The sequence below is a fragment of the Spiroplasma endosymbiont of Labia minor genome, assembly GCF_964019845.1.
Lineage (GTDB): Bacteria > Bacillota_I > Bacilli_A > Mycoplasmatales > Mycoplasmataceae.
The window spans coordinates 525097-548048 of sequence record NZ_OZ026465.1 but is presented as its reverse complement, the minus strand read 5'-3'; the positions used below and the strand labels follow the sequence as shown (position 1 = coordinate 548048).

The 22952-nt window shown below is 23.4% G+C and carries 28 protein-coding genes; 26 read left to right on the top strand and 2 right to left on the bottom strand.

Features of this window, described 5'->3' with window-relative positions:
- The first annotated feature begins 50 nt into the window (after window positions 1-50).
- The 16 genes from AACK85_RS02860 (at window position 51) to AACK85_RS02785 (ending at window position 11391) form a co-directional block, all read left to right on the top strand.
- Window positions 51-1052 carry a hypothetical protein gene (locus tag AACK85_RS02860; protein WP_338969230.1) on the top strand — a complete coding sequence of 334 codons (1002 nt, stop codon included), beginning with the start codon at window positions 51-53 and terminating at the stop codon, window positions 1050-1052.
- Window positions 1039-1287 (top strand): hypothetical protein, encoded by a 249-nt coding sequence (locus tag AACK85_RS02855; protein WP_338969229.1) that lies wholly within the window; start codon window positions 1039-1041, stop codon window positions 1285-1287. Before AACK85_RS02860 ends, AACK85_RS02855 begins: the two co-directional genes overlap by 14 nt.
- Before the next feature lie 104 nt (window positions 1288-1391).
- Entirely contained in the window at window positions 1392-1607 is a 216-nt protein-coding gene (locus AACK85_RS02850; RefSeq protein WP_338969227.1) for a hypothetical protein, read from the top strand.
- Window positions 1556-2197 carry a hypothetical protein gene (locus tag AACK85_RS02845; protein WP_338969225.1) on the top strand — a complete coding sequence of 214 codons (642 nt, stop codon included), beginning with the start codon at window positions 1556-1558 and terminating at the stop codon, window positions 2195-2197. The genes AACK85_RS02850 and AACK85_RS02845 overlap by 52 nt, the downstream gene beginning before the upstream one ends.
- Before the next feature lie 83 nt (window positions 2198-2280).
- Complete coding sequence (locus AACK85_RS02840; protein ID WP_338969223.1) at window positions 2281-2931, top strand: hypothetical protein; 651 nt, start codon at window positions 2281-2283, stop codon at window positions 2929-2931.
- Between the two features lie 58 nt (window positions 2932-2989).
- Complete coding sequence (gene pgsA, locus AACK85_RS02835; RefSeq protein ID WP_338969221.1) at window positions 2990-3685, top strand: CDP-diacylglycerol--glycerol-3-phosphate 3-phosphatidyltransferase; 696 nt, start codon at window positions 2990-2992, stop codon at window positions 3683-3685.
- A 274-nt stretch (window positions 3686-3959) separates the two neighbouring features.
- On the top strand, window positions 3960-4349 hold the full coding sequence (locus AACK85_RS02830) for a hypothetical protein (RefSeq protein WP_338969219.1): 390 nt from the start codon (window positions 3960-3962) through the stop codon (window positions 4347-4349).
- 126 nt (window positions 4350-4475) lie between these two features.
- Complete coding sequence (locus AACK85_RS02825; RefSeq protein ID WP_338969217.1) at window positions 4476-4799, top strand: hypothetical protein; 324 nt, start codon at window positions 4476-4478, stop codon at window positions 4797-4799.
- Between the two features lie 521 nt (window positions 4800-5320).
- Window positions 5321-5986: an MBL fold metallo-hydrolase gene (locus AACK85_RS02820; protein ID WP_338969215.1), complete on the top strand. Its 666-nt coding sequence runs from the start codon at window positions 5321-5323 to the stop codon at window positions 5984-5986.
- 213 nt (window positions 5987-6199) lie between these two features.
- Entirely contained in the window at window positions 6200-7882 is a 1683-nt protein-coding gene (locus AACK85_RS02815) for an ABC transporter ATP-binding protein/permease (RefSeq protein WP_338969214.1), read from the top strand.
- 232 nt (window positions 7883-8114) lie between these two features.
- The gene (locus tag AACK85_RS02810) at window positions 8115-8282 is read left to right on the top strand and encodes a hypothetical protein (protein ID WP_338969213.1); all 168 of its coding nucleotides are present in this window, start codon (window positions 8115-8117) and stop codon (window positions 8280-8282) included.
- Window positions 8283-8432: 150 nt separating this feature from the next.
- A complete protein-coding gene (locus AACK85_RS02805; RefSeq protein WP_338969211.1) occupies window positions 8433-8687 on the top strand; it encodes a hypothetical protein in 255 nt (84 codons plus the stop codon).
- 24 nt (window positions 8688-8711) lie between these two features.
- On the top strand, window positions 8712-8948 hold the full coding sequence (locus AACK85_RS02800; RefSeq protein ID WP_338969209.1) for a hypothetical protein: 237 nt from the start codon (window positions 8712-8714) through the stop codon (window positions 8946-8948).
- A gap of 80 nt (window positions 8949-9028) precedes the next feature.
- Window positions 9029-9928: a riboflavin kinase gene (locus tag AACK85_RS02795; protein ID WP_338969207.1), complete on the top strand. Its 900-nt coding sequence runs from the start codon at window positions 9029-9031 to the stop codon at window positions 9926-9928.
- Entirely contained in the window at window positions 9876-10841 is a 966-nt protein-coding gene (locus tag AACK85_RS02790; protein ID WP_338969205.1) for a deoxyribonuclease IV, read from the top strand. The genes AACK85_RS02795 and AACK85_RS02790 overlap by 53 nt, the downstream gene beginning before the upstream one ends.
- Before the next feature lie 22 nt (window positions 10842-10863).
- Complete coding sequence (locus tag AACK85_RS02785; RefSeq protein ID WP_338969203.1) at window positions 10864-11391, top strand: dual specificity protein phosphatase; 528 nt, start codon at window positions 10864-10866, stop codon at window positions 11389-11391.
- Window positions 11392-11419: 28 nt separating this feature from the next.
- Here the strand turns inward: AACK85_RS02785 and AACK85_RS02780 are convergent, their stop codons facing one another.
- Window positions 11420-11836 (bottom strand): hypothetical protein, encoded by a 417-nt coding sequence (locus tag AACK85_RS02780; RefSeq protein WP_338969202.1) that lies wholly within the window; start codon window positions 11834-11836, stop codon window positions 11420-11422.
- A 70-nt stretch (window positions 11837-11906) separates the two neighbouring features.
- Between AACK85_RS02780 and AACK85_RS02775 the strand changes: the two genes are divergently transcribed.
- The 10 genes from AACK85_RS02775 (at window position 11907) to AACK85_RS02730 (ending at window position 21830) form a co-directional block, all read left to right on the top strand.
- Window positions 11907-12866 carry a lipoprotein gene (locus AACK85_RS02775; RefSeq protein WP_338969201.1) on the top strand — a complete coding sequence of 320 codons (960 nt, stop codon included), beginning with the start codon at window positions 11907-11909 and terminating at the stop codon, window positions 12864-12866.
- A gap of 54 nt (window positions 12867-12920) precedes the next feature.
- A complete protein-coding gene (locus AACK85_RS02770) occupies window positions 12921-13340 on the top strand; it encodes a transcription antitermination factor NusB (protein WP_338969200.1) in 420 nt (139 codons plus the stop codon).
- 22 nt (window positions 13341-13362) lie between these two features.
- Window positions 13363-14835: a hypothetical protein gene (locus tag AACK85_RS02765; RefSeq protein WP_338969198.1), complete on the top strand. Its 1473-nt coding sequence runs from the start codon at window positions 13363-13365 to the stop codon at window positions 14833-14835.
- Window positions 14825-16156, top strand: a complete 1332-nt coding sequence (gene xseA / locus AACK85_RS02760; RefSeq protein ID WP_338969197.1) for an exodeoxyribonuclease VII large subunit — start codon at window positions 14825-14827, stop codon at window positions 16154-16156. The genes AACK85_RS02765 and xseA overlap by 11 nt, the downstream gene beginning before the upstream one ends.
- 5 nt (window positions 16157-16161) lie before the next feature.
- On the top strand, window positions 16162-16374 hold the full coding sequence (xseB, locus tag AACK85_RS02755) for an exodeoxyribonuclease VII small subunit (RefSeq protein ID WP_338969195.1): 213 nt from the start codon (window positions 16162-16164) through the stop codon (window positions 16372-16374).
- The gene (locus AACK85_RS02750; RefSeq protein WP_338969194.1) at window positions 16367-17989 is read left to right on the top strand and encodes a 1-deoxy-D-xylulose-5-phosphate synthase N-terminal domain-containing protein; all 1623 of its coding nucleotides are present in this window, start codon (window positions 16367-16369) and stop codon (window positions 17987-17989) included. Before xseB ends, AACK85_RS02750 begins: the two co-directional genes overlap by 8 nt.
- A gap of 1 nt (window position 17990) precedes the next feature.
- Window positions 17991-18773, top strand: a complete 783-nt coding sequence (locus AACK85_RS02745) for a hypothetical protein (protein WP_338969193.1) — start codon at window positions 17991-17993, stop codon at window positions 18771-18773.
- A complete protein-coding gene (locus AACK85_RS02740; protein ID WP_338969191.1) occupies window positions 18766-19599 on the top strand; it encodes a TlyA family RNA methyltransferase in 834 nt (277 codons plus the stop codon). Before AACK85_RS02745 ends, AACK85_RS02740 begins: the two co-directional genes overlap by 8 nt.
- Before the next feature lie 24 nt (window positions 19600-19623).
- Window positions 19624-20916 carry a DNA polymerase IV gene (locus tag AACK85_RS02735; RefSeq protein ID WP_338969189.1) on the top strand — a complete coding sequence of 431 codons (1293 nt, stop codon included), beginning with the start codon at window positions 19624-19626 and terminating at the stop codon, window positions 20914-20916.
- Between the two features lie 71 nt (window positions 20917-20987).
- Window positions 20988-21830 carry a hypothetical protein gene (locus tag AACK85_RS02730; RefSeq protein WP_338969188.1) on the top strand — a complete coding sequence of 281 codons (843 nt, stop codon included), beginning with the start codon at window positions 20988-20990 and terminating at the stop codon, window positions 21828-21830.
- A 45-nt stretch (window positions 21831-21875) separates the two neighbouring features.
- On the opposite strand, the gene coaE is transcribed toward AACK85_RS02730, so the two are convergent.
- A complete protein-coding gene (gene coaE / locus AACK85_RS02725) occupies window positions 21876-22667 on the bottom strand; it encodes a dephospho-CoA kinase (RefSeq protein WP_338969186.1) in 792 nt (263 codons plus the stop codon).
- Between the last annotated feature and the right edge of the window lie 285 nt (window positions 22668-22952).

The window sequence follows — 22952 nt, the reverse complement described above, 5'->3', positions numbered from 1 at the left end:
TAAAAAATAAGAGTTAAGTTTGATTTCTATTTAGAAAGAATAATTTTTATATGATTATTACAAAATTACATCAATTAATAGATACTGATTTATTGTTTTCAACATTATTTTTTAGTGAAATAGCTAAATTTAAAAAGGCAAAAAATAAAATTAAAGGTATAGATATTTTTCTAATTAGAAAAATGTATGCAATTGCAAAACTAAATATGAAAACTAAAATTTATATTGAATTTAAAAAAATTTCAAAATGAATTTATTATGGCCATTATGTAAATTTATCAAGAATGATTTGCGATATGAATATTAGATTAGATTTTTATAATGAATTAATAAATTTTTATAAAAAAGAAATAGTGATGTTAAATTATAAAGTTGATGATTTTTCATTTGCAAAACCTGGACAAATTTTTTCAACAATTTTTAAACCATTATTTTTTAAATTACTTGGTTATTTAATTAATTCTATGATCAATAATTTAAAAAATTGTAACCTGAGTGATAAATCATTGCAAATAATTGAAAGGTTTGAATGATATATTAAAGTAATTACAAATAAATTAGATTTTCAGTTTGCTATAAAAGATTTATGAAAATTAAAACATGAATTAAACGAAACAATTTTTATTTATACAAATTTAGAAATTGAAAGTTTTGATGATCAACGTTATAATTTTTTACAAATAGTTTATAAATATAAATTGATTTTTGGTTCTTTAGAAAATATATTAAATATTTTTTATATTCAATTAGGTGAATTGTATTTATGTTACATAGAATCAAAAAATAAATTTAAAGATACAAGGCAACTTGAATTACCAAAAAAAATAAGTTATAAATTTAATAGTAGATTCATTGAAAGAATAGAGATGGATGATGATTATCAAATTAAAAATTCTATAAACACCAGTGAAGAACATTTACTATATAGTTTAGATATAAATAAATATCAATATTCTCCAATTAAAAGATTTTTTACAAATAGTTTTAGAAAACTAAAAACAGATAGAAGAGATAATCAGAAAGGGAATGTTATCAATAATGAAAAAAGATAAAATCAATTATATCAACAGTATTCAACTAGAAGAATACAACGTAGAACTAAAAAAATTAGAAAAGATGAAGCGTAGAGGTATAATATACTGATTAATCTTTCCATTTTTTGGAATGTTCATTTATTTTTGATGTTATAACAGGCGAACAGAAATGCCCAAATTTCAAGATCCAATAGATTCTATTAAATTAAAAATTGCTCATGAAGAATTGAAATTATTAAAAAATATAAATTAATTTCTAAAATTTATATAATATTTAAATTATGGTTAAAAACAGAAAAAATTAAATAATTATATCTACACTCGGTATATTAATGAAATTACTCTTAATGTTTTATATTGTCTAAAATGTGTTATTCACAAGCTGCAGTAGATAATAGATATGTTCTTTCAGATACAACATCTGAAACTGCAAATTCTTTATTTGGCAATGTTTCAGAGACTAATTCACAATTAGACCCAACAAATACTGGTGTTTATAAAGATACAGGTTATGTTAAAAAATGATTACAAATTTTCATGATATTGTTGAATCTGATATCTTTAAATTCTTAATTTCATTGGATACATCAAATAACTTAGGTAATTTAAAAACAAAAGTTGAATCTTTATATAATAATAGACAAGTAATTAATAAAATTTTATGAGATTGCGTCCACGAAATAGATTGACATACAGACAATCAAAAAGTAGCTGCTAATGATTTTGGATCATCATATATTAGTATGGCCTTAAACAATAAAACGGTTGTTAATTCAATTGAAAAAGCTGTACCTTTTTTTAACACAAGTGAAGATGGCAATCTAAATCTAACTAAATTGTTTACAAATGAAGCTGGCGAAATTACACAATATGCACAAGTTCAATTATTTAAACAAAATTTAGAAACTTGATTAAAAACTAATTTTTCTGGATCAACATTAGCAGCTATTTTAAGTGAAATAGTTTCTAAAATAACAGATGCTCCAAAAAACATCAGCGGAATTTTTAATATTGAAATTCAAGGTATTGAAAATGGGCTGTATGGTATTGGACTTGGAGAATTCTTTTTATTAATTGGTATGTTTATTGGAACGTTAATGCAAACGCTTATTTATGATAGAGCTAAACGTTTTAAAAAAGCAAATGCAATACAATACATTTAGGTAAAGTCACTTTAATGATGGTTATAGGATTTTTACAAGTCACTTTATTAACTCTTACAGTAGTAGTTACAGGTTGATAAGTAATGGGTGCTGGAACAATTTTATTGCTTTGATTATGATTACTTGCAATAGAAATGACATTTGTTGTTATAATTTCTTCACTGTGATTTTCTTTAAAAGATGAGACAGTTGGTAAATTTATTGTCGTTGTTTATATAGTTTTAAATTTAGCATCAGGTTGAGGTACATTTCCAGCCTTTATGCAATTTGGTTTCTTTGATTTTGTTTCAAATATAGTTCCATTTACATATGCTCTGCACGGGATAGGGTCAATAGTTTATGGAATAGGGTCAATTGATATAAATTCGGCTGATACTTTGTATATTCTAATGCAATGAGGAATTTTATGAATATTCTTTGCAGTATTCATTTCATTGGGAATTGGGATGTCAATTTTAAGAAATAGAGAAATTTTATTTGGTTCTTATAAAGCAAAATGAATTGTTGATGGCTTAGTTGCATTAAATATGGAAAAAGAACTGGCAGAATTTAAATTAATAAATAATAAATATAATTGAAAAGCACTTGGTAATGATTGAAATAAAGATTTATATTGAAAAGTCAGAGAATTGCATCCATTTGAAAGGCAATTTAAATGATTTAAAAATAAAAGCAAAGATTCTGAATTGAAACCAAATTATTCAGATGATTATATTATTTCCAGAAATGAATAATATTGGCTTAATTAATTGTTAATTGATATAATTTAGTATATGAGGAGAAAACATATTTATGAATTTAGCAAATAGGATTACTATTTTAAGATTAATTTTACTTCCGATAGTAATAGTTTTACTATTAATTTCAGGTTATGGTGCTTTGAATGAGTGAAATATTTGAACGAGTGAAGTTTCAATTGGAGCATACCATTTAAAAATTGCTTGAATTTTAGCAGCAATTATATTTGGAATTGCTGCATTTACTGATTTTTTGGATGGTTGAGTTGCGAGAAAATATAATCAAACAACTACATTTGGTAAATTTGCTGATGCAGTTGCAGATAAAATTTTAAATAATTCAGTAATTATTATATTTGCAGTGATGCAAATATTACCAATTTGAATGGTATTAATAGGTTTTATTAGAGATTTCACAATAGATGCATTAAGACAAATTTTATCATCAAAAAATATACTAATGGGTGCTGGTCCTTTAGGAAAATGAAGAACAGCTATTCAAATGGTTGGACTATTTATTTTATTTTTTATTAACTTTCATACATTTGGTGGTTCTTGAAATCAAACGGGAACATATGATGAATATGGATGAATAAATCAATTAGCTTTAATTCCAATGTATTTGGCAACTTTGTTTGCAATCATTTCAATGTTTGATTATATAAATAAAAATAAAAAAGTGATTTTGGGGTCATTAAAATCTGATGAAGATGTAAGCATAAGTAAGGAGAATAAAAAAGATAATGATTAATTTATCAAGATAAATATTTTTAATTTAGATACAAAATTAGCTTTAATTTTATATCTTTTTATTTTTTAAAATACTGAAAATTAATAATTATAAATAGAAATTTCTTTTAAAAAAACAAGTTTTTTTAAAAGAACTAATATTTAATATTTTAAATCAATTTGGAGATGATTTATTTGAAAAGGTTATTATACAAGTACTAGGTTCAATAGCAATTACATTAACTGATGCATCATCGGTCGTATCGTGTATTTCTATTTCTTTAAAAAACGATAAAATGAATTTAAATTCTCTAGTTAATTTAGATTTCATAAATATTTATGTAGACGATAATCGTTATGTTACATCAAAAGATGTAACTGATATTATAGAATATTTACAAACACAAATTTTGCAAAGAATACAAACAAATAAATTGGCAAGTGTAGTTACAGCTGCTGATTTTACAACAAATGTTCCAGATATTATTGTTCCTGGAAATTTTTCTGTAACAAACACAATTGAAATATTAGTCACTGTCACAAATGATTCACAATATTTGTTTGGTTCAAAAAATGTTCAGATAATATTTAATTCAGGTCAACGCTTAGATTTATCAACTTTAAACAATAAAATTGAATATCAAGGATCAAAATTAATTACAAAAAATGAAGCAAAACAAAAATAATTTAATTCAAATGAAACTAAATTAAAATTAATAAATTCAAGTGTAGATATTTCATGGTTTGAAGTTATAAATTTCAAAGCAGGAGATGCAAATGCACTAGGAAATATAGATATTTTTGCTCCATGAATGTATAATGGACAATTTAAGAATACAGCAATTGTGTCAATTAAGACAACTATAAAACAGTCAGGTACAATTGATACATCTGTTGGTAATGAAACTGGTGTTGTAGAAAATAAAACTTTTAAATATGGTATTAATTCAATGATTCAACTTGCCAATGGAACTATTTTAAGTTTTGCAGGAAGTACATATGCAGGGTCAATTTGTAAACTAACAGATGAAGGTAAAATTGACACATCTGTTGGTGGTGGAACCGGTAAACTAGAAGATAAAACTTTTGATGGAATTATTGAAAGTTTTGAGAACTTGCAAATGGAATCATTTTAGCTGGAACAGATAATGGTTCAATTTACAAATTAACAGATGAAGGTACAATTGACACATATGTTGGTAATGGAACTGGCAAAATAGAAGATAAAGCGTTAGATGATGTTTTATCAATTGCCCAGCTTTCAAACGAAACTCTTTTAGCTGGAACAATGAATAGCTCAATTTATAAATTAGTGAATTAATTTTATATAAATAAAAATTTACATTTTCCGCAAAATTTGTATTTTAATTATTATTAAATATTAATTTTAGATAATATTATTTTATTTAAATTATGATTATTTTTTAATTGAAATTTTACATACAGGATTCAAAATCTGTTTTTTTATTTAATAATGAATTTGTATTTTAAAATACAAAGGTGAAAAATTAAATAAAAAAAACTTATTTGAAATTTCATATTTGATTAAAATTATTCGAACTATGAAAAATGTACAATTTTCAGAATTATCAAAAAATTTTTATTATTTTTAAGTAAAATTTATAGTAGTATTAAAAAAATAAAAGGAGATACAAAAGTGATAAAAGTATTTAAAAATATTATTAACAACAACAAGGACTATAATTCATATTTAGTTTATAATGAAAATAATGAGGCAATTTTAATTGATGATTCAATGATTGCAGATGAAATAATAGATTGATGTACAAAAAACAATATAATAATTACTGACATTTTAATAACTCATAATCATTTTGATCATATTTATGAATTAGAAAAATTTGTCAAAAAATATAATTCAATTATTCATATTAATTTTAATGATGTAGAAGGATTGTTTGATGCAAATATAAATCTTAGTGCAATTCGAAATGAAATTAATAATTGACAATTAAATCGAGAATATATTGGTAATGTAAAATCATTTATGTTTAAAAATGAGATGAAAATTAATAATTTTGATATTGTAATTTGCCCAATGGGTGGGCATACACCAGGAACAACTTTTTATTTTTTTAAAAATGAAAAAATGATTTTTGTTGGTGATACTTTATTTAGAAATGGTTATGGCTATAGAGAAAACATTCCAAGAGTAAACACAGAATCATTTGATAAATCAATTGAATTTATTTATGCTAATTTTGATAACACTGTTAAGATATACCCCGGACATAATGAAAGTGGTTTTACATTAGAGCAAGCGCAAGATAATCTTAAAGCAAAAGCCTTATTTGAGAAATAATATTTAATATTATTTCAATTTCTTTAATATTAGCAATTTTATTGCGTGTATTTATAATTTATTTAGTATTTTTATTTTAAATTGAAATATTTATGCAAAAAAAATGCATAAATTGTTGACTTAATTAATAAAGCATGTATAATTTTTTTTGGAGGTTAATTCTTTATTACATATGGAATTAACATCAAATATATAGAGAAAGGAATTATAAAATTGTTAAAAAATAAAAGCGATTCAACTATCATCGATAATGATCAACATAAACAAAATGTTGCAACTCGACTTAGCGCTGATACGTTAATTAGATTAACAAATATTAAAAAGCAATATGGTAAAAAAGTTGTTTTACATGATATTAATCTTGAAATAAAAGAAGGCGATCGTATTGGAGTTATCGGTCCAAACGGTGGTGGTAAATCAACTGTCAGTGAAATTATTGCTGGTATTAGAAAACCAACATCAGGAACTGTAGAAAAAAGAAACGGTTTAATTTTAGGAATTCAATTTCAAGAATCAAAATATCCAATTGGTATTACAGTAATTGATATGATTAAATATTATTTAGAAACTTTTTCAATAAGAATGACAGACGAAGAATTAACTGAATTGTTGAGAATTTATCAATTACTTGGTTTTAAAAATAAATATGTTCAAAGTTTATCTGGCGGACAACAACAACGTTTAAATATATTACTTGGTTTAATTCATAACCCAGATATTGTTATTTTAGATGAGGTTTCTACAGGTTTAGATATTGAAGTTAGAAGTCAAATTTTAGATTTCATAAAAGAAAGAGTTGTCAAAACAAATAAATCTTTATTCTTAGTTACTCATATGATGAGCGAAATAGAAGAATTATGTAATAAATTTATCTATATTCATCGTGGAGAAATTCGAGAAGCAGGTAATGTAGAGGATATAGTAAAAAAATATGGTTCTGTTCATAATTATACTTGAGAAAAATTTAATGATGAAAAAAAAGCAGATTTAGAAGCAGAATATCAAGTTGAAAAAGAAAAAGCTGCATTAAAAAATGAAAAACGTTCAAAACATAAAAATAAATTTGACAGAATAATTTCATCAGGAAAAAATAAAAATAAAAATATTCCTTTAATTAGTTTGTTAATGAAATATTATATTAAAGGTGTTGCTGTGCCATTCTTTGTATTTATCTTTCCAATTTTAATGTTATTTTTAATGGGAAATATGTTTACAAGTGGTGCACTTGCAAACGATAAAGAAACAGCAATTAGAAATTTACATTCACTTGTTGGTTCTTATGGCGCAATGGCTGCATTGGGAATAGGCTTCTTTGTGATTCCGTCAACAATAATTGAATTTAAATCATCAGTTTTAATGAAGAGAATTGGTGCTACAAATATTAAACCAATATTCTTTTTATTTTCAATTCTTGCAGTTGGTTTTCTATTAATTATAGTTTCTTTGTTTTGATCATTAATGTGAGCAGGAATTATGTATGGGCAAAAATATGGTTGAGCTGAAGTTTCAGCACCTAAAGAAATTGGACAATCAATTGCGTTGTTTATTCCAATTTTAGCCTTAGCAATGGCATTTGGTTTAACATTTGCTTCAATTTTCAAATCATCAACAACTTATAACGCTGTGATTAATGTATTATATATGCCAATTACATTTTTGAGTGGAGGTTTTTCACCAAAAGAAAGTATCCAAAGTAGTACAATTTTGAATGCGCTATCATGAATAAATCCATTTAAATATTCTATTTATCCATTTGTGGATGCTTGAAATGGAAATAATGGTATGGGTATTCCGTATTCATATAATACTACAGATGTAATTTATCTTATGGTATCAATTGTATTACTTGTAGTTTTAATTATTGTTCCATCATTTAAATTAAGATGACAAGATTAATGATGAATTTTGTTTTCTATTACAGTAGAGTAAATTAAATTATAAAAATCAAAAACATATCTATTTATAGATATGTTTTTGATTTTTATTGGTAAAATTAATAAATTATAATTATTTTTTTTGTGAATTTAATTTGCAACTTCAAGTTTAAATAATTAAATCATTGACTTTTCACAAATAAGGATGTACTATCAACTCATATACTATAGTAAAATAAGAGAAGATTTTACATATGAAAAACTTATTAAGTATATTAACTATTTTTGGACTTACATTATCAAGTACAACATCAATTATTTCATGCAGTGTTATTTCTATGGATGGCAATGGTGATAATGAAAATAACAAAAATATTACAAAACAAGATGTAATTAATTTAGTTGAATATGTTCAAACGTAAATTGCAGAAATTTTACGTATAAATAATTTAACCAGTACAGTTACAAGTACATATTATACATTAGATACGTCAAAAATTAAAACAGGTGATTTATCATCTGGTGTTGTTGTTGTAATTAAAGCGACGGAAGATTCAAAACTATTAAAAGGTTTGAAAAATATTGTTGTTAATTTTTATTCTACTTCAGATTCTGGTTATGATTTGAGTACTTTAGATAATGATATTGAATATTGAACGTCAAATACTGAAATTACAGAAATAGAAGCTAAAAATAGATGATTTAATTTAAATGAAACTGAGTTGAAGATGATTAATAAAAATGTTAACATCGATTGATTTAAAACAAATGATTTTATTGCTGGAAATACTGCTCATTGAGTCAGGTCGTTTTTTATGATAAAATAAGGTTATAAGAGGTGATTCTTATTTATGACTAAAAAAAATCAACGTCTAAATTATTTAAACGAAGTCATTTTCAAAAGAGATCTTGATGGAAGAATTAATACAGATTTGTATTATGTTCATAAACGTTTACCAGAATGTAATCATTTGATCATTTATTTTGATTATTCTATTTTAAAATATCAATGTACAAACTGTGGAATGTTATTTGCAAATATGAAGAAACGTGATTTAAAAAAAATGATTTCTAGAATTGTATTTTAAATCTAAAGTAGTAAATTAATTAATTTACTACTTTAGATTTTTTAATATATAATTAAAGTGTTTAAAAAGGATTTTGAATAATGATAATAAAATATAACCCTTTATTAAAAAAGAATATACCAAATAAAAAAAGTATTTTGTTGTTGACTACAAAAGAACAATTACTAATTAATTTAGACTATTTTATAGATTTTGCACTTGCAAAAAAAGAAAAATTAAATTTGGAAACTATCTATATTTTAATAAACTTAGAAGATATGAATAATTCAAATATCATTTCTTCAGTTTTAAATAAAAAAATAGAAGATTATCCTATTGATATATTAGTAATATCTATAAATGAATCAATTTTACTAGATATTTATACCTATTTATTAAAACTTATTAATGATTTTAATATTAAAGCAATATCTATTACAGATGATTTTACGTTATTTGATAATATTTATAATAAAGATATATTTTCATACATTCAGTTAATTGCAAATGACCTTAATTTAGACAATAAGCCATTTATTTTAGAATCAAAATTGCCTGTTAAAATTAATGCAATGGTTAAAGAAAATGATTTCAAAAACATTTGAAAAAATTATCATTTTGATTATTCATTTTCTGAGATAGTAACACATGGAAAACAATTGGGAAGAAAAATAGGTTTTCCAACTGCAAATATCTATTTTAATTTGCCATTAGTTATTAATGAAGGAGTTTTTGTTTGTAAAGTTAAAGTAAATCATAGATATTATTTTGGAATGGGATGTTATATGGGCTTAAATTCAGAAATAAATAAATATGTGTATGAAGTGAATATTTTTGATTTTGATCAAGACATATATAACAATTTAATTATAGTGTACCCAATAAAATTCTTAAGAAAAAATGTAAAAATAAAGTCTATTAGCGAATTAACTAAATTATTAAAAGACGATGAAGAAAATAGCAGGATATTTATCAAAGAATATGAGAAGGGTAGTTGATAATATGAGAAGGGTAGTTGATAGTAACCTTAGTTTAGGATGTTTTCTAGAAATGAATTCACGTAATGATTATTTAAAGGGCACAATTAATAATGCAATAAATTATGATTGTGATACGTTTATGTTTTTTACAGGATCACCTACAAGATTTGCAAGAAAGAATACTAATGAAATAAATATTCCTTATTTTAGACAGATGATTAAAACTCATAATTTTGATTTAGATAAAATAGTTGTTCATGGCCCTTATATAATTAATTTGGCGAATGCTTTAAATGAACAAACAAGAATTAGTTCTTTAGAAACAGTGAGACAAGAAATTAAAAGGCTAGATGATATAGGTGTCAAATTATTAGTTTTACATCCTGGTGGTACAGGTGGCGGTAATCGACTAAATTCTTTAAATGCGCTAGTAAAATCGTTAAATGAGATTATTCTTGAAAATCAAAATGTAATAATTTGTTTAGAAACTATGTCAGGTAAAGGAAATGAAGTTTGTATCAATTTTGATGAAATTGCCTATGTTATTGATCAAATAATATTTAAAGATAAAATAGGTGTTTGTTTTGATACTTGTCATTTAAATGATGCGGGATATGACATTAAAAATGACTTTGATAGTGTTTTAACAGAATTTGATTCTAAAATTGGTTTAGATAAATTAAAATGCATCCATTTAAACGATTCAAAAAATAGCAAGGGTTCACATAAAGACAGACATCAAAATATTGGTTATGGTACAATCGGATTTGAGTCTTTGTCGAAAATAGTACATAATGAACGTTTATATGGAATTCCAAAAATTTTGGAAACCCCATATATTGATAATAAAATAATTTCAATATATAAACAGGAAATAGAAATGTTGCGAAATAAAAAATTTAATGATGAATTTGCAAATTTTATCAAAGATTAATTAGAAAGCGATCGGTTGTTTAATGGGAATATTTAGTTTTTTATCTGAAAAACCTGCAACAAGAATTATCAAAAATTTATATCTTGGTGATAAAAATAATGTTCCAGCAGATGCTGATTATATTATGGTTTGTTCAAAAGAACTTTTAAAACAATATAAAAAAAGAAACAATATGAATTTATCTACAAATGAAGAATTTATTATTGCAAAACATGGCAAAATAGCTTTTGCAAGACTTCAAGATTGACCAAAATTAAAAAATATTAATTTAGAAACGACAATTAGAATTTTAAATTGAATAGATGAAAAATTAGCTCAAAATGCAAAAGTATATGTTCATTGTATGTTGGGAGTAAATAGATCTGCCTCTCACGTTTTTATGTATTGTGTAATAAAAGGTTATATTAATCAAAAAAAATATAAACTCGCTATGAAAGAATTTAAAGAAATTTATCCAGGAATAAATCCTTTATTCGGATGATCCAAATTGCTTAAAATTTATTTTCCATATACTCAATTTTTGACAAATGAAATTAAAGCGAATAAATAAAAATAAATACAAATGTTTGTATTTATTTTTATTTATCATTAATTCTGTCTATTCTTAATCTTAAGGGTTTATTTAGACTGTTAATTATTTTATTAATATTAAAAATAAGTCCTCTTGTTTGTGGATTTACATCATTTATAATTGCATTTAATATTTGAAATAATATTTTAATAAAATCAGTTCAAATTATATCTCCGTTCTCTGTTGAAAATGATGGTAATATTGGATAATTTATATCAGATTCATTTAATAATTGTAAAAATTTAGTTCGATATTTATTAATTGAAACTCTATCTAGCAACATTTTATTATCATTATCTGCATAAATTTTTAAAAAGTAATTTAATATTTCATTGCACTTAATTTCTATTTGTTCTTTATTAACATCAATAATTTCATTATCTAACATATGAAATAATGTTTTAATATCATTATCTTTTTTCATAAAAAAATACCTCAATATTTTAATCTATATTTAAAATATACTATATAATATAATGGAAATGAGTGATTTTATGAAAAAACTATTAGCTTTTTTTGGTGCTTTAAGTATAATTGCAACTGCCAGTCCAATATATGCAGTTTCTTGTGCTAAAAATACTCAAATTTCTTTTAATAGCAGTGTAAACGATCTCAAAAATATAAGTACAAATCAAATATCTTTTGGTGTAACTACTGCTGAGAATCCAGTTGACCCAGATAATCCGATAGATTCAGTACGAAAAGAATTATCAAGATTAATGCAAATTGCAGGTGCAGTTACTTTTAAAAATTCTCATGATTATTTAACATGATACAGCAAAAATATTACAGAAGACAGAATAAAAATTTTTAAAAAACCTAATGTAAATCAAGAAATATTAGATGTAAATGAAATAGGTATAGGTGTAGATACAAGAAATAGTATATTTACGATTTCAAAAGATGAAAATACTACTGAATTTTATATAAAATTCAATTTTGCTGAATTAGAAAATACATATTATAAAATAAGTCTAACCACTAAAGCTTTAATTCAAATAGATAATGATAATTATATTTCTGGCTTGAATAATAGTTTTTTAAACCCAAGTCAAAATAAAAAAATTGATATACAGACAGCATTAGTAAAAAAATTTTATTCAACTATATTTGATGATAATGGAAGTTTAAAAGTAAAACCAAATAGTTCTAGTTGAAAAATAGTTAGATATTGATTCTTTTTACAAATACAAGATTTTATTAAAAATGACTATTTCTGAATGTCTTTTGTGAATTTTGATGATAACAGTTTAGCAAGATATACTTTAATAGATATGTTTGAAATGAATTTTGAATCATTCTTTTCTGAAGTTCAAGAAGAATACACAAATTTTTTAGCGGAAATAATTAAAGGTGCACATAACAATACCATAATTAATAATAATCATAATTTTAAATTAGCCAAAACTTCTGCAACTGATGATTTCTTTTCGGTTATATTTAATTACATCTAAGAAATTTATAATAAAATTCTTTGACAAGCAACATTAATAGAAAAGAGATTTTGAATGGATTATAAAGAAAAAATAGATAATAATGCAGAAAATAGTCCAAGATTGCATCGCTTGCAAAGAATTAAATATTTGTATAGATTCTTTTTACTTAAAATAGACAAAAACGTCGCAAAACAAGAAGTCATTGATAATTTTCAAATAATTTTTAAAAACGAAATAGAAATAAATAGTATGTTAAATTTAATAGATAATATTGATGAACTAGTTGAGAAAATTATTAAGCAATTAAAAGGCGATTGATCATGAGAAAGAATTAATCCAATAAAAAAAGCAATTTTGATTAATGGTGCGTATGAAATTTTAATGTTAGAAATTCCAAGAGCTATTACAACAAATGAAGCAATGGAAATTGCTAGAATTTATATTCCAGGAGAAGATATAAAATTTATTAATGGTTGTTTAGATAATTTATAAAAGAATAAGCGAGGTTTCTAAAGTGTTCTTTAATGATTTAATAGATTTAAAAAATCAATATCAAGAAATTATAAAAGATAGATTAAAAAAAATTTATTATTTTATATTAAACTTATTTAATGAATATAATAAAAATAATTTTAAATTTAATGAAAATATTTCTGGCGCAGAAATGAAATTATTTAAAAATATTACTTGCCTTGCATTTTTTTATAAAAATATTGTTGATATTAATGAGAAATTGTTTTTAGATATAAACAAGTTTAGAATAAATTCATTAAACAATTTTCAGCAAAATAATTATGACAAAATTGTTATTTTTGGTAATGAAGAAGAAGTTAAGAATTTAAAAAATGAATTTAATGAAATTAATAATATAAATTTTGAAGCAAACATTATAGATATCTTTAATAATTATTGATTTTTTATTCTTAAAAAAAATTCTGAAATAAAATATCTTATTGATTTTTCTACAAAGCAATTTTCTAAATTATCAATTAATTTTTTTATAGATGCAAATCATTTAAAACATTTAAATGAATCGAAACACGAAAAAATATCAACACAATATAATTATTTTTTTAATATTTTGTTTAATGAGAGAATTATAAAATGATTTGATAAAAATGATGAAAAATATTCTTCAGAATTTTTAGAGATACAAAAAAATAAAATAGATAATTTAGTAAACAAAATTAATAATAATCAACTTTTAGTTTTTTTAAATTTAAATAATAAAAGGAAATATTTTGAATTTGCATTTTTCAATTTATTAAATTTGTATTCAAAAATATTAAATACTAATAATTTATCTATCTTGATTTATGGCTATTTAGAAAAAATAGATGCAACTTTATTTTCGTTGTTAATTACAAAAAATGTAATTGATGAAAAAGAATTTAAAAATATTTTAAGTTCGAAATTAACTATTAATGAAAAAGAAAAAAAGGATTCTAATTTATTTGATTCATCTTCTTTTAATGATTTTAATATAGACATGAATAAAAATAACGATTCTATTGATAGAACTTTTGATTTAAAGAATTTAAAAAATGAAAATGATGATTTAATAGAGACGATAGATTTAGATTCATTTAATTTGGAAATATTTTCTTTAAATAAACCATCAACTTTGGAATTAGACTTAAAAAAAGATAATTTAGATAACGAATTTGAAATTATAAAAATATCAACTTACTTTGAATATTTTATGGATCAATTTATTGGACAAAAAAATAATTGAAAAATTAATAATGAAATTTTTGATGAGCAAAAATTTTCTAATTTTAAATCAGCTGTATCTCTAATGAATATAAAAGAGACTTATATATTTTTGAAAAATAATGCAAATATTATTTTTTCAAAAATATATAATTTTGAAATAGATAAATTATTTGAGCTAAGAATTAACTACTTATTTGATCATGTGAAAGAAAAATATACGATGTGTCAAAATTATTTGAACGAAAACAGAGGTGACAAATATGCAAAATAAATATGTGCTGTCTGTTAGTGAATTAAATAATAATTTAAAAAGAATAATTGAAGATAATGATAGTTTTATTAATATAACAGTTCAAGGAGAAATAGACAATTTAGTTTTTAATAGATCTGGTCATGTTTATTTTACATTGAAAGATATTAACAGTTCTATAAATTGTGCAATGTGAAAATCTAACTCTCATCAATTAATAAATATAAATGCCAAATCAGGAATGAAAATAACAGCGACAGGTAAAATTGGTTTTTATCTTCCAACAGGTAAAATTACTTTTGATGTAGCCAAAATTCAATTAGATGGAATTGGTGAACTTGAAATAATTTTCAATAAAAGAAAAGAAGAATTAATGGTAAAAGGCTGATTTGATAAATCTATAAAAAAAGAAATTCCAAAATTTCCAAATAATATTGGTATTATCACATCACAAACAGGTGCAGCGATCCATGACATTCAAACCACAATTCAAAGAAGATATCCAATAGCAAATATTTTTATTTTTCCAACAGTAGTTCAGGGAGAACAAGCGCAATTTGATATTGCAAAAAAAATTAAACAGGCAAATATGTTTCCCACAAAAATGGATATTTTAATTGTTGGAAGAGGCGGGGGAAGTTATGAAGATTTATGATCATTTAATGAGCTTATCGTTCTTGAAGCAATAAGAAATTCAAATATTCCTATTATTTCAGCAATTGGACACGAACCAGATGTAACACTTACTGATTTTGTAGCAGATAAAAGAGCTGCAACACCCACTGCAGCAGGTGAATTATCAACACCAAATATTAAAGAATTAAAAACAAATTTATTGGAATATAAAAAACAATTAATAAAAGAATTAAAAAATAAAGTAGATAATTACAAAAATAAAGTAGATACATTATCAAAGACATTAAAATTTTTGATTGATAAAAAAATACTGATTAATGAACAAAAAAATAATAAGTTAAAATCTGATTTTATAAAAATTGAATTAAAAAAAGAAAATGATATGAATTTATTTCTAGAAAAAAATAAAAATTTAATGAAAGGAATTATTTTAAATAAAATTAATGATATCGATAGGAAAATTAATAATAATGAAATTTTTATAAAAGCTAATATAAATAATAAAATTGTTTTTTTTACAAATTATTTAGAGAAATTAGAAATAAAATTATCAATGAGTGATCCTACTTTACCGTTGCAAAAAGGATATGCGTTAATAAAAAATCGGGAAGAGCATATTATTAGATCAATAAAAAATTTAAATACTAAAAATATAAAAATAAAATTTAATGATGGCGAAATAAACGCAACTATAGATAAGGAATAAATGTTATGGATAAAAAAAACTTTGACGAATTAATTAAAAATATAAATGAGGTAATTCAAAAATTAGAGTCTGATAGTACTTCACTGGAAGATTCAGTTCCGTTATTTGAATCTGGATTAAAAAATATAAAAGAAGCAAGTGAAAGATTATCTGATTTAAAACAAACAGTTAAAAAAGTTTTAGAAGATAATTCAACAGAAATTATTTTAAATGAGTAAAAATTATAATTTAAATTGAAATGATCTCTATTTAAAATCTGATGATGAACTAATTTTAATTGCAAGCGAAATTAGAAATTACCTGATAGAAAATATAACCAAAACAGGTGGGCATATTGGAAGTAGTTTAGGATTGGTAGAATTAACTTTATGTTTGATGAAAAATTTTCATCAAAATAAAACTGCTATGTTATTTGATACTGGTCATAATTCTCATGTATATAAAATATTAACATATGGATGAGATATAATTAAAAGCTTAAATACATCTACTAGCTCTTCTGTTTTTCAAGAAATGCTCGAAAACAAATTTGATTATTTTTCTTCTGGTCATTCTAGCACTGCACTATCTTTTTTAAATGGATTTCAAATAACAAAGTTTAAAGAAAACTTAATTGCGATAGTGGGAGATGCGGCTTTCGAAAACGGTATTTCATTTGAAGGCCTGTTTTCAATTTCACAAAAAGAAGATAAAGTTATAATTATTTTAAATGATAATGGTGAAGGAATAGGTAAAAATTATTTAAAATCTCCAAATTGAAAAACATTTTTTGAATCAATGAAATTTAATTATTATTTTTGTAATGAAGGAAATAATATTGTAGCTTTAAATAAAATAATTGAACAAATCAAAAATACTAATCAAAAAAGTGTTTTACATATAAAAACAATTAAGTCACTTGGTTTAATTTCAAAATATCAAAATGATAGCAATCATTTTATTTCAAATACAACATTAAATGAAAATGATTCCCAAATTATTGTTTCTAATTTACTGAAAGAAGAACTAAATGATCAAAATACATTTGTAATAAATCCAGGAATGACATATGCATCCATGCAACAAGACTTAATTTCAAATAAAAATTTTTTAGATGTCGGTATAAATGAAGAGCATGCAATTTTATTAGCCGCCTCGTTATCATCACAAAACAAAAAAGTCTATTTATCTATTTATTCGACATTTTTTCAGAGAGAATACGATTTTTTCATTCATGATGTAATTAGAAATAAACTACCCATTACATTTATTATTGATAAAGTAGGAATACAATACAATACTGGAAATAGTCATCATGGAATTTATGATTTATCTATAGTAAATTTATTTAATGAGGTTGTAATAATGCAACCAAGAAATAAATTTGAATTAGAAAAAATGTTTTATTTTGCAAAAAAAAATAATTCAATTAACGTCATCAGAAACGAAAAATTAAATTTAGATTCATTTTTGAATATTGATTTTGAATTTGGACAATGAGAAAAAGTAATTTTTGACAGCAATAATAAAATATTAATATGCTATGGTGATGCTGTTAATGAATTTGAAAAAATAATTAAAGCTAAAAATATAAAAATAGACTTAATAAATGCAAGATTTATAAATCCAATTGACATTAAATTATTAGATGAAATAAAAGATAAAGAAATAATAGTTTATGAACAAGTAATTCAAAAAAATAATTTAGCAACAAATATAGAAAAAAATATAAATAAAAAGATAAAATCAATCTGTATAGAAACATTTTTTGTAGGAAATGGTCATAAAAAAGACATTCTTAAAAAAAATAATTTATATTATGATGATGTATTAGATCAATTAACGGAGGGATAATGTGGAATTTAATGAAGATTTTTATTTAGAAAAAATTAAAGATGATTTGCGAGAATTTAAAGGCATTGATACGCAAGATCCAAACCAAGTAAAAAAAATTTTAAATGATGTTAGAAAACTTAAAAAAGCTTTGCATTTAAGAGGTAAAAGTGTCGATGATGCAAAAGATATTATAATGGATATGCTTTCCATGAATCAATTGGAAGCTAGCATGATAGACGATTCAATAGCTGTCGTTGATTCTATTGATGAGACAATCGATGAAGATAGATTAAATATTATTCATTTTTTTGACGAAAATGGAAATGAAGTAAAAACAGATATTAATAATAAACCAAAGTTGTATACTGAAAATTTTGATAAGATACAATTTGATGGATATGGAGAACCAATTATTCCAGATAATATTAATAATTATTTATATTCTAAAGATGATTTAATTGTTAAATTAGACAACAACTTAAGACCAATGTTATGGGATGAAAACAATAATCAAGTAATTTTTGATAAATATTGAAATCCAAAAAAAATAAATCCAGATACAAAAGATATTAATGCACTTTTAAATATAGATTTTACAATTGATGAAAAATATATAAATTATAAAAAAGAAAAAGAAAAAATTAATAATCAAGATTTTTATAATGCTATGAGAAAAAATTTAAAAAATTTTGAAGACAGCGAAGAAGAGAACTATGGTTTTGTATTCTTTCAAAAAATTGCCGATTGAATTCAAGAAGAACAACAACTATATTTTAAAAATAAGGATAAACTAGATGAATAACAAAAAAAGATTAGATGATATATTGGTTGAAAAAAAACTTACACCAAATAAATCAAAGGCTAGATCTTTAATTATAGATAAAAAAGTACTTGTAAATAATGAAAAAATTATTAAACCTGGAACGCTATTTAACGAAACTAAGATTACAATCAAAATTATCAATAATGAAAGAAAATTTGTCTCAAGAGCAGGGAAGAAATTATTTAAAGCCGTTAATATCTGAAATATTGATCTTAAAAACAAAGTATGTCTTGATATTGGTTCATCAACTGGAGGTTTTACACAAGTTTGCTTAGAATCTGGCGCAAAAAAAGTCTATGCACTTGATGTGGGAACAAATCAACTGGAATGATCTTTACGAACAAATCCAAAAGTAATTTCTATGGAAAATACAAATTTTAGATATACAAAAAAAGAAGATTTTAAAGATACGATAGATTTTTTTTGTTGTGATGTTAGTTTTATTTCGCTTGAGAAGATTTTTCCTTCATTAAATAATATTATTGACGATAATATTTCTGGGGTATTATTAATAAAGCCACAATTTGAATTAACTGCAGCGGATGTAATTAAAGGAAAAATTACTTCAAGTGAATTGCACATAAAAGCAATTAATCAGATTTTTAAATATGCAAATAATAATAATTTTTCTGTAATGAAATTATCATTTTCTCCAATATTAGGTAATAAAAAACAAAATATTGAATACATTATGTTGGTAACTAAAACCAAAAATAACACTAATTCGATTATGAACGATGAAATTATAGCTATTGTGAATAATGCTTGAAAATATTTTAGTGAGGATGATAGTGATGTTGAATAAAAAAAAGTAATTTTTTTATTAGATATGGATTCTTTTTTTGCATCATGCGAAATGAGTATTGACCCTAGACTAATAAATAAACCTTTTGCAGTTGCTATAGATTCAAGAAGATCAATTATTACTGCTGCAAATTATGTTGCAAGAGAATTTGGGGTTAAATCAGCTATGCCAATTTATAAAGCTAAGAAAATTTGCCCAGATATAATTTTAAAAGAACCTAATTTTAAACTCTACACTAATATGAGTGAAGCTATTTTTAATTTAATAGCAAAAGATTTTACAAATAAAATAGAAGTAGCATCAATTGATGAATGTTATATAGATGTAACAGATATTTACAAAAAATATGAATCTGTAATGGAACTTGCAAAAATTATTAAAGATAAAATATTCAAAAAATTTAATATGACATGTTCGATAGGCATATCAGATAACAAATTATTAGCTAAAATGGCAGTTTCAAAAAATAAACCTAATGGTATAACGCTTTGAAGACAAGAACATATATCTACTTTTTTCTGACCATTAAAAATCAGAGAATTATTTGGTGTAGGTATTGCAACAGAAATTGTTTTAAGAGATGAATTTAATGTAAATGTTATTGGTGATCTTGCAAAAATCGATCAAAAAGCACTCAATAATCATTTTGGTAATATCATTGGCAATAAGTTAAAAATGTCAGCACTCGGACTTGGAGAAACTGAATTAAATTTAAAACATAATGAATTAAATGGTATCAGTAATGAATTAACATTAGAACAACCAACTGATAATGAATTTGAATTAATCGATATGTTAAAAGAATTAGCATACAGAGTGCATGAAAGAGCAAGTTTGAGATTATTAGAAGGTAAAACTGTTTCATTAATACTTAGAAATTATAATAAGAATAATGGAATTTTTGATAAAAGAGAACATTTGAAACATAAATCATTTCAAATTACATTAAAGCAACCCACAAATGATTTTGAAATTATTTTTTGTGCTATACATGAGTTATTTTTATCAAATTGAAAAGGGGAGACAATATCATTAATTGGAATTAGATTAGATAATGTAAAACCAGCTTTAATTAAAAGAATTCAATTGTCTTTAAACGATATTAACTCCCCTTTTCATAATTCGGCTAATTCGGCCATTATAGATTTTTTAAATATAAATTTTGGTGCTGAAGTTATTATTTCTGGTAAAAAAATTGAACGTTATTTTGACAGAAATCCAACTCAACAAAAATATTTATTTTTGGATCGTTCTCATTTATCAAATAAAGATATAAAAAATATTTGAAAAGAAAAAACAGATAATGATAAACAATAATTAGTAAATATCAATAAAATGAATTATAATTATAGAGAAGTAATATAAATTTTATTTAGAGGAGAATTATTATGGCGTTACCATTATATCCTAGATTTTGTTCTGTGCATCAAGTTATTCATATATGTGATTTGATGGATCCTATGAAAGCATCGGAGAATGCTCAAAATGAATTAGAAGTCAAAGTTCGTAAATTACACGGAAAACAAACAGAAGAAGAAATAGCTGCAACTGAAGCTAAAAATAAACCAGAAAAAGGTTCTCTGCAAGATATTTTAGCTAACGCTAAAAAAAGAATAGGTGAAGAAAAAGCAAAAATTAAAACTTCAAATTCAAAAAATAATTCATCAAATGATGGTGAATTAACTAAAATAGATGAATCAGAATTAACAAGTAGAATGGCCGCTTTAAGAAATAGAATGCTCGGTAACTTTAACTCCCCTGCTGGATCTGAACCCCCCCTCTCTGGTGGTGGTTTAGGTTCTATAATACAAGGTGCAAAAACAGCTATGGATGAACAAGGATTTCATGATGAATACATACCGCCTTCACGATCAACACGTGGAGAAAAAATAGTGACTAATGATTCTGGTAAAAATAAAAATTTTAATAACACTGCTTCAAGAACAAAGAAAATAAATTATAAAGAAATCGATACAAAAGAATTGTTAGAAAAGGCTAAAAAACCTTCAAAATTAAGTATAAATAATCAAAAAACTGAAAAACAAAACGAAGTTGTTTTAGAACAACCTTCAAAAAAAACACCGGAAGTTAAGGAAACAATGAAAACAACTAAAAAAAATGAAGATGCTCCTCTTTTTACTGCAGAACAAACTCAGGAATTAATTCAAAAAGCTGTGGATTTCGCGTTAAAAGAAGCTGCTTCGATAAAAAAACAAAATAATAAAAAATAATTTGTAATATTTAAAAAGCCAATAAATAAATAAAATGTTGGCTTTTTAAATATTGGCAGAATTACTGTTATTTTTGTTCTTATTTTCTCTTATTTTTTTAGCATTTCTATCTATTTTAGATAATGCTTTTTCTAATTCATCTGGTTGTAATTCTTCTAGAAAATTTGGCATTTTTGTTTCTTCAAATAAAGGCATTGGTATTTCAAAGGCCTTATTTTTACTTTTTTCTGGGTGTTCTGCTAAATAATCCAAATAAATGCCATCCAATGCGTTGTCAATGTTTTTGAAGAATTCTTCTAAAGTGCTGTTGTTATCTATTAAAATACTTCTTTCTTTAAAATTATTTTCATTATTTAATATAACATCTTTTTGGAAATTCATTATTCGTTTTATTTCTAATTCATCACGAATATCGCGTCTTTTAAGGCGTTTAGTCAATATTTTTGAGTCGGAGTTAATGATATACATATAATAGTCAAATGATACCTTCAACAGTGGTAAATTAGCTGCTTCAATAACAATTTTGTCTGCATTAGAAAGTTCAATGATTTCAATAATTCTATTACGAATTAATGGTCACATGATTGCCCCTAATTTCATATTATTACGTCTTGAATTGAATATGTATTTTCTTAAACGAGTACGATCTATAGTACCATAAGCATTTATTGCATGTGGGAAATGGCGTTTTATAAAATCCTCAACTTCTGGATAATTAAGTACTTCTTTTGAAATATCATCTGCTCTAATTTTTAAAAAACCGTGATGTGTAACTAAGTAACTGACAACAGTTGTTTTACCTGTACCCATTAATCCATAAATTCCAATAGTAATCATGATACATTTACCTTTCAATTGATATTTCATTTGATAGTTTGAATTATCTTAGTCTTTTATGTATATAGTTTAAAATTGCTAACACATTATAATTCTAACATATTTATAATTTATTACATTTTTAATTACTTAAATAATGTAAATATTTTGTTTTTAAACAATATTATAAAACAATTATGAAATTCTTAAAGAAGCATTATTTTAGCTGAAATTTATTAATAAAACATAGAAAATTACAATTAAATTTACAAATAAAATAATTATAATCAAAAATATCTATTGCAA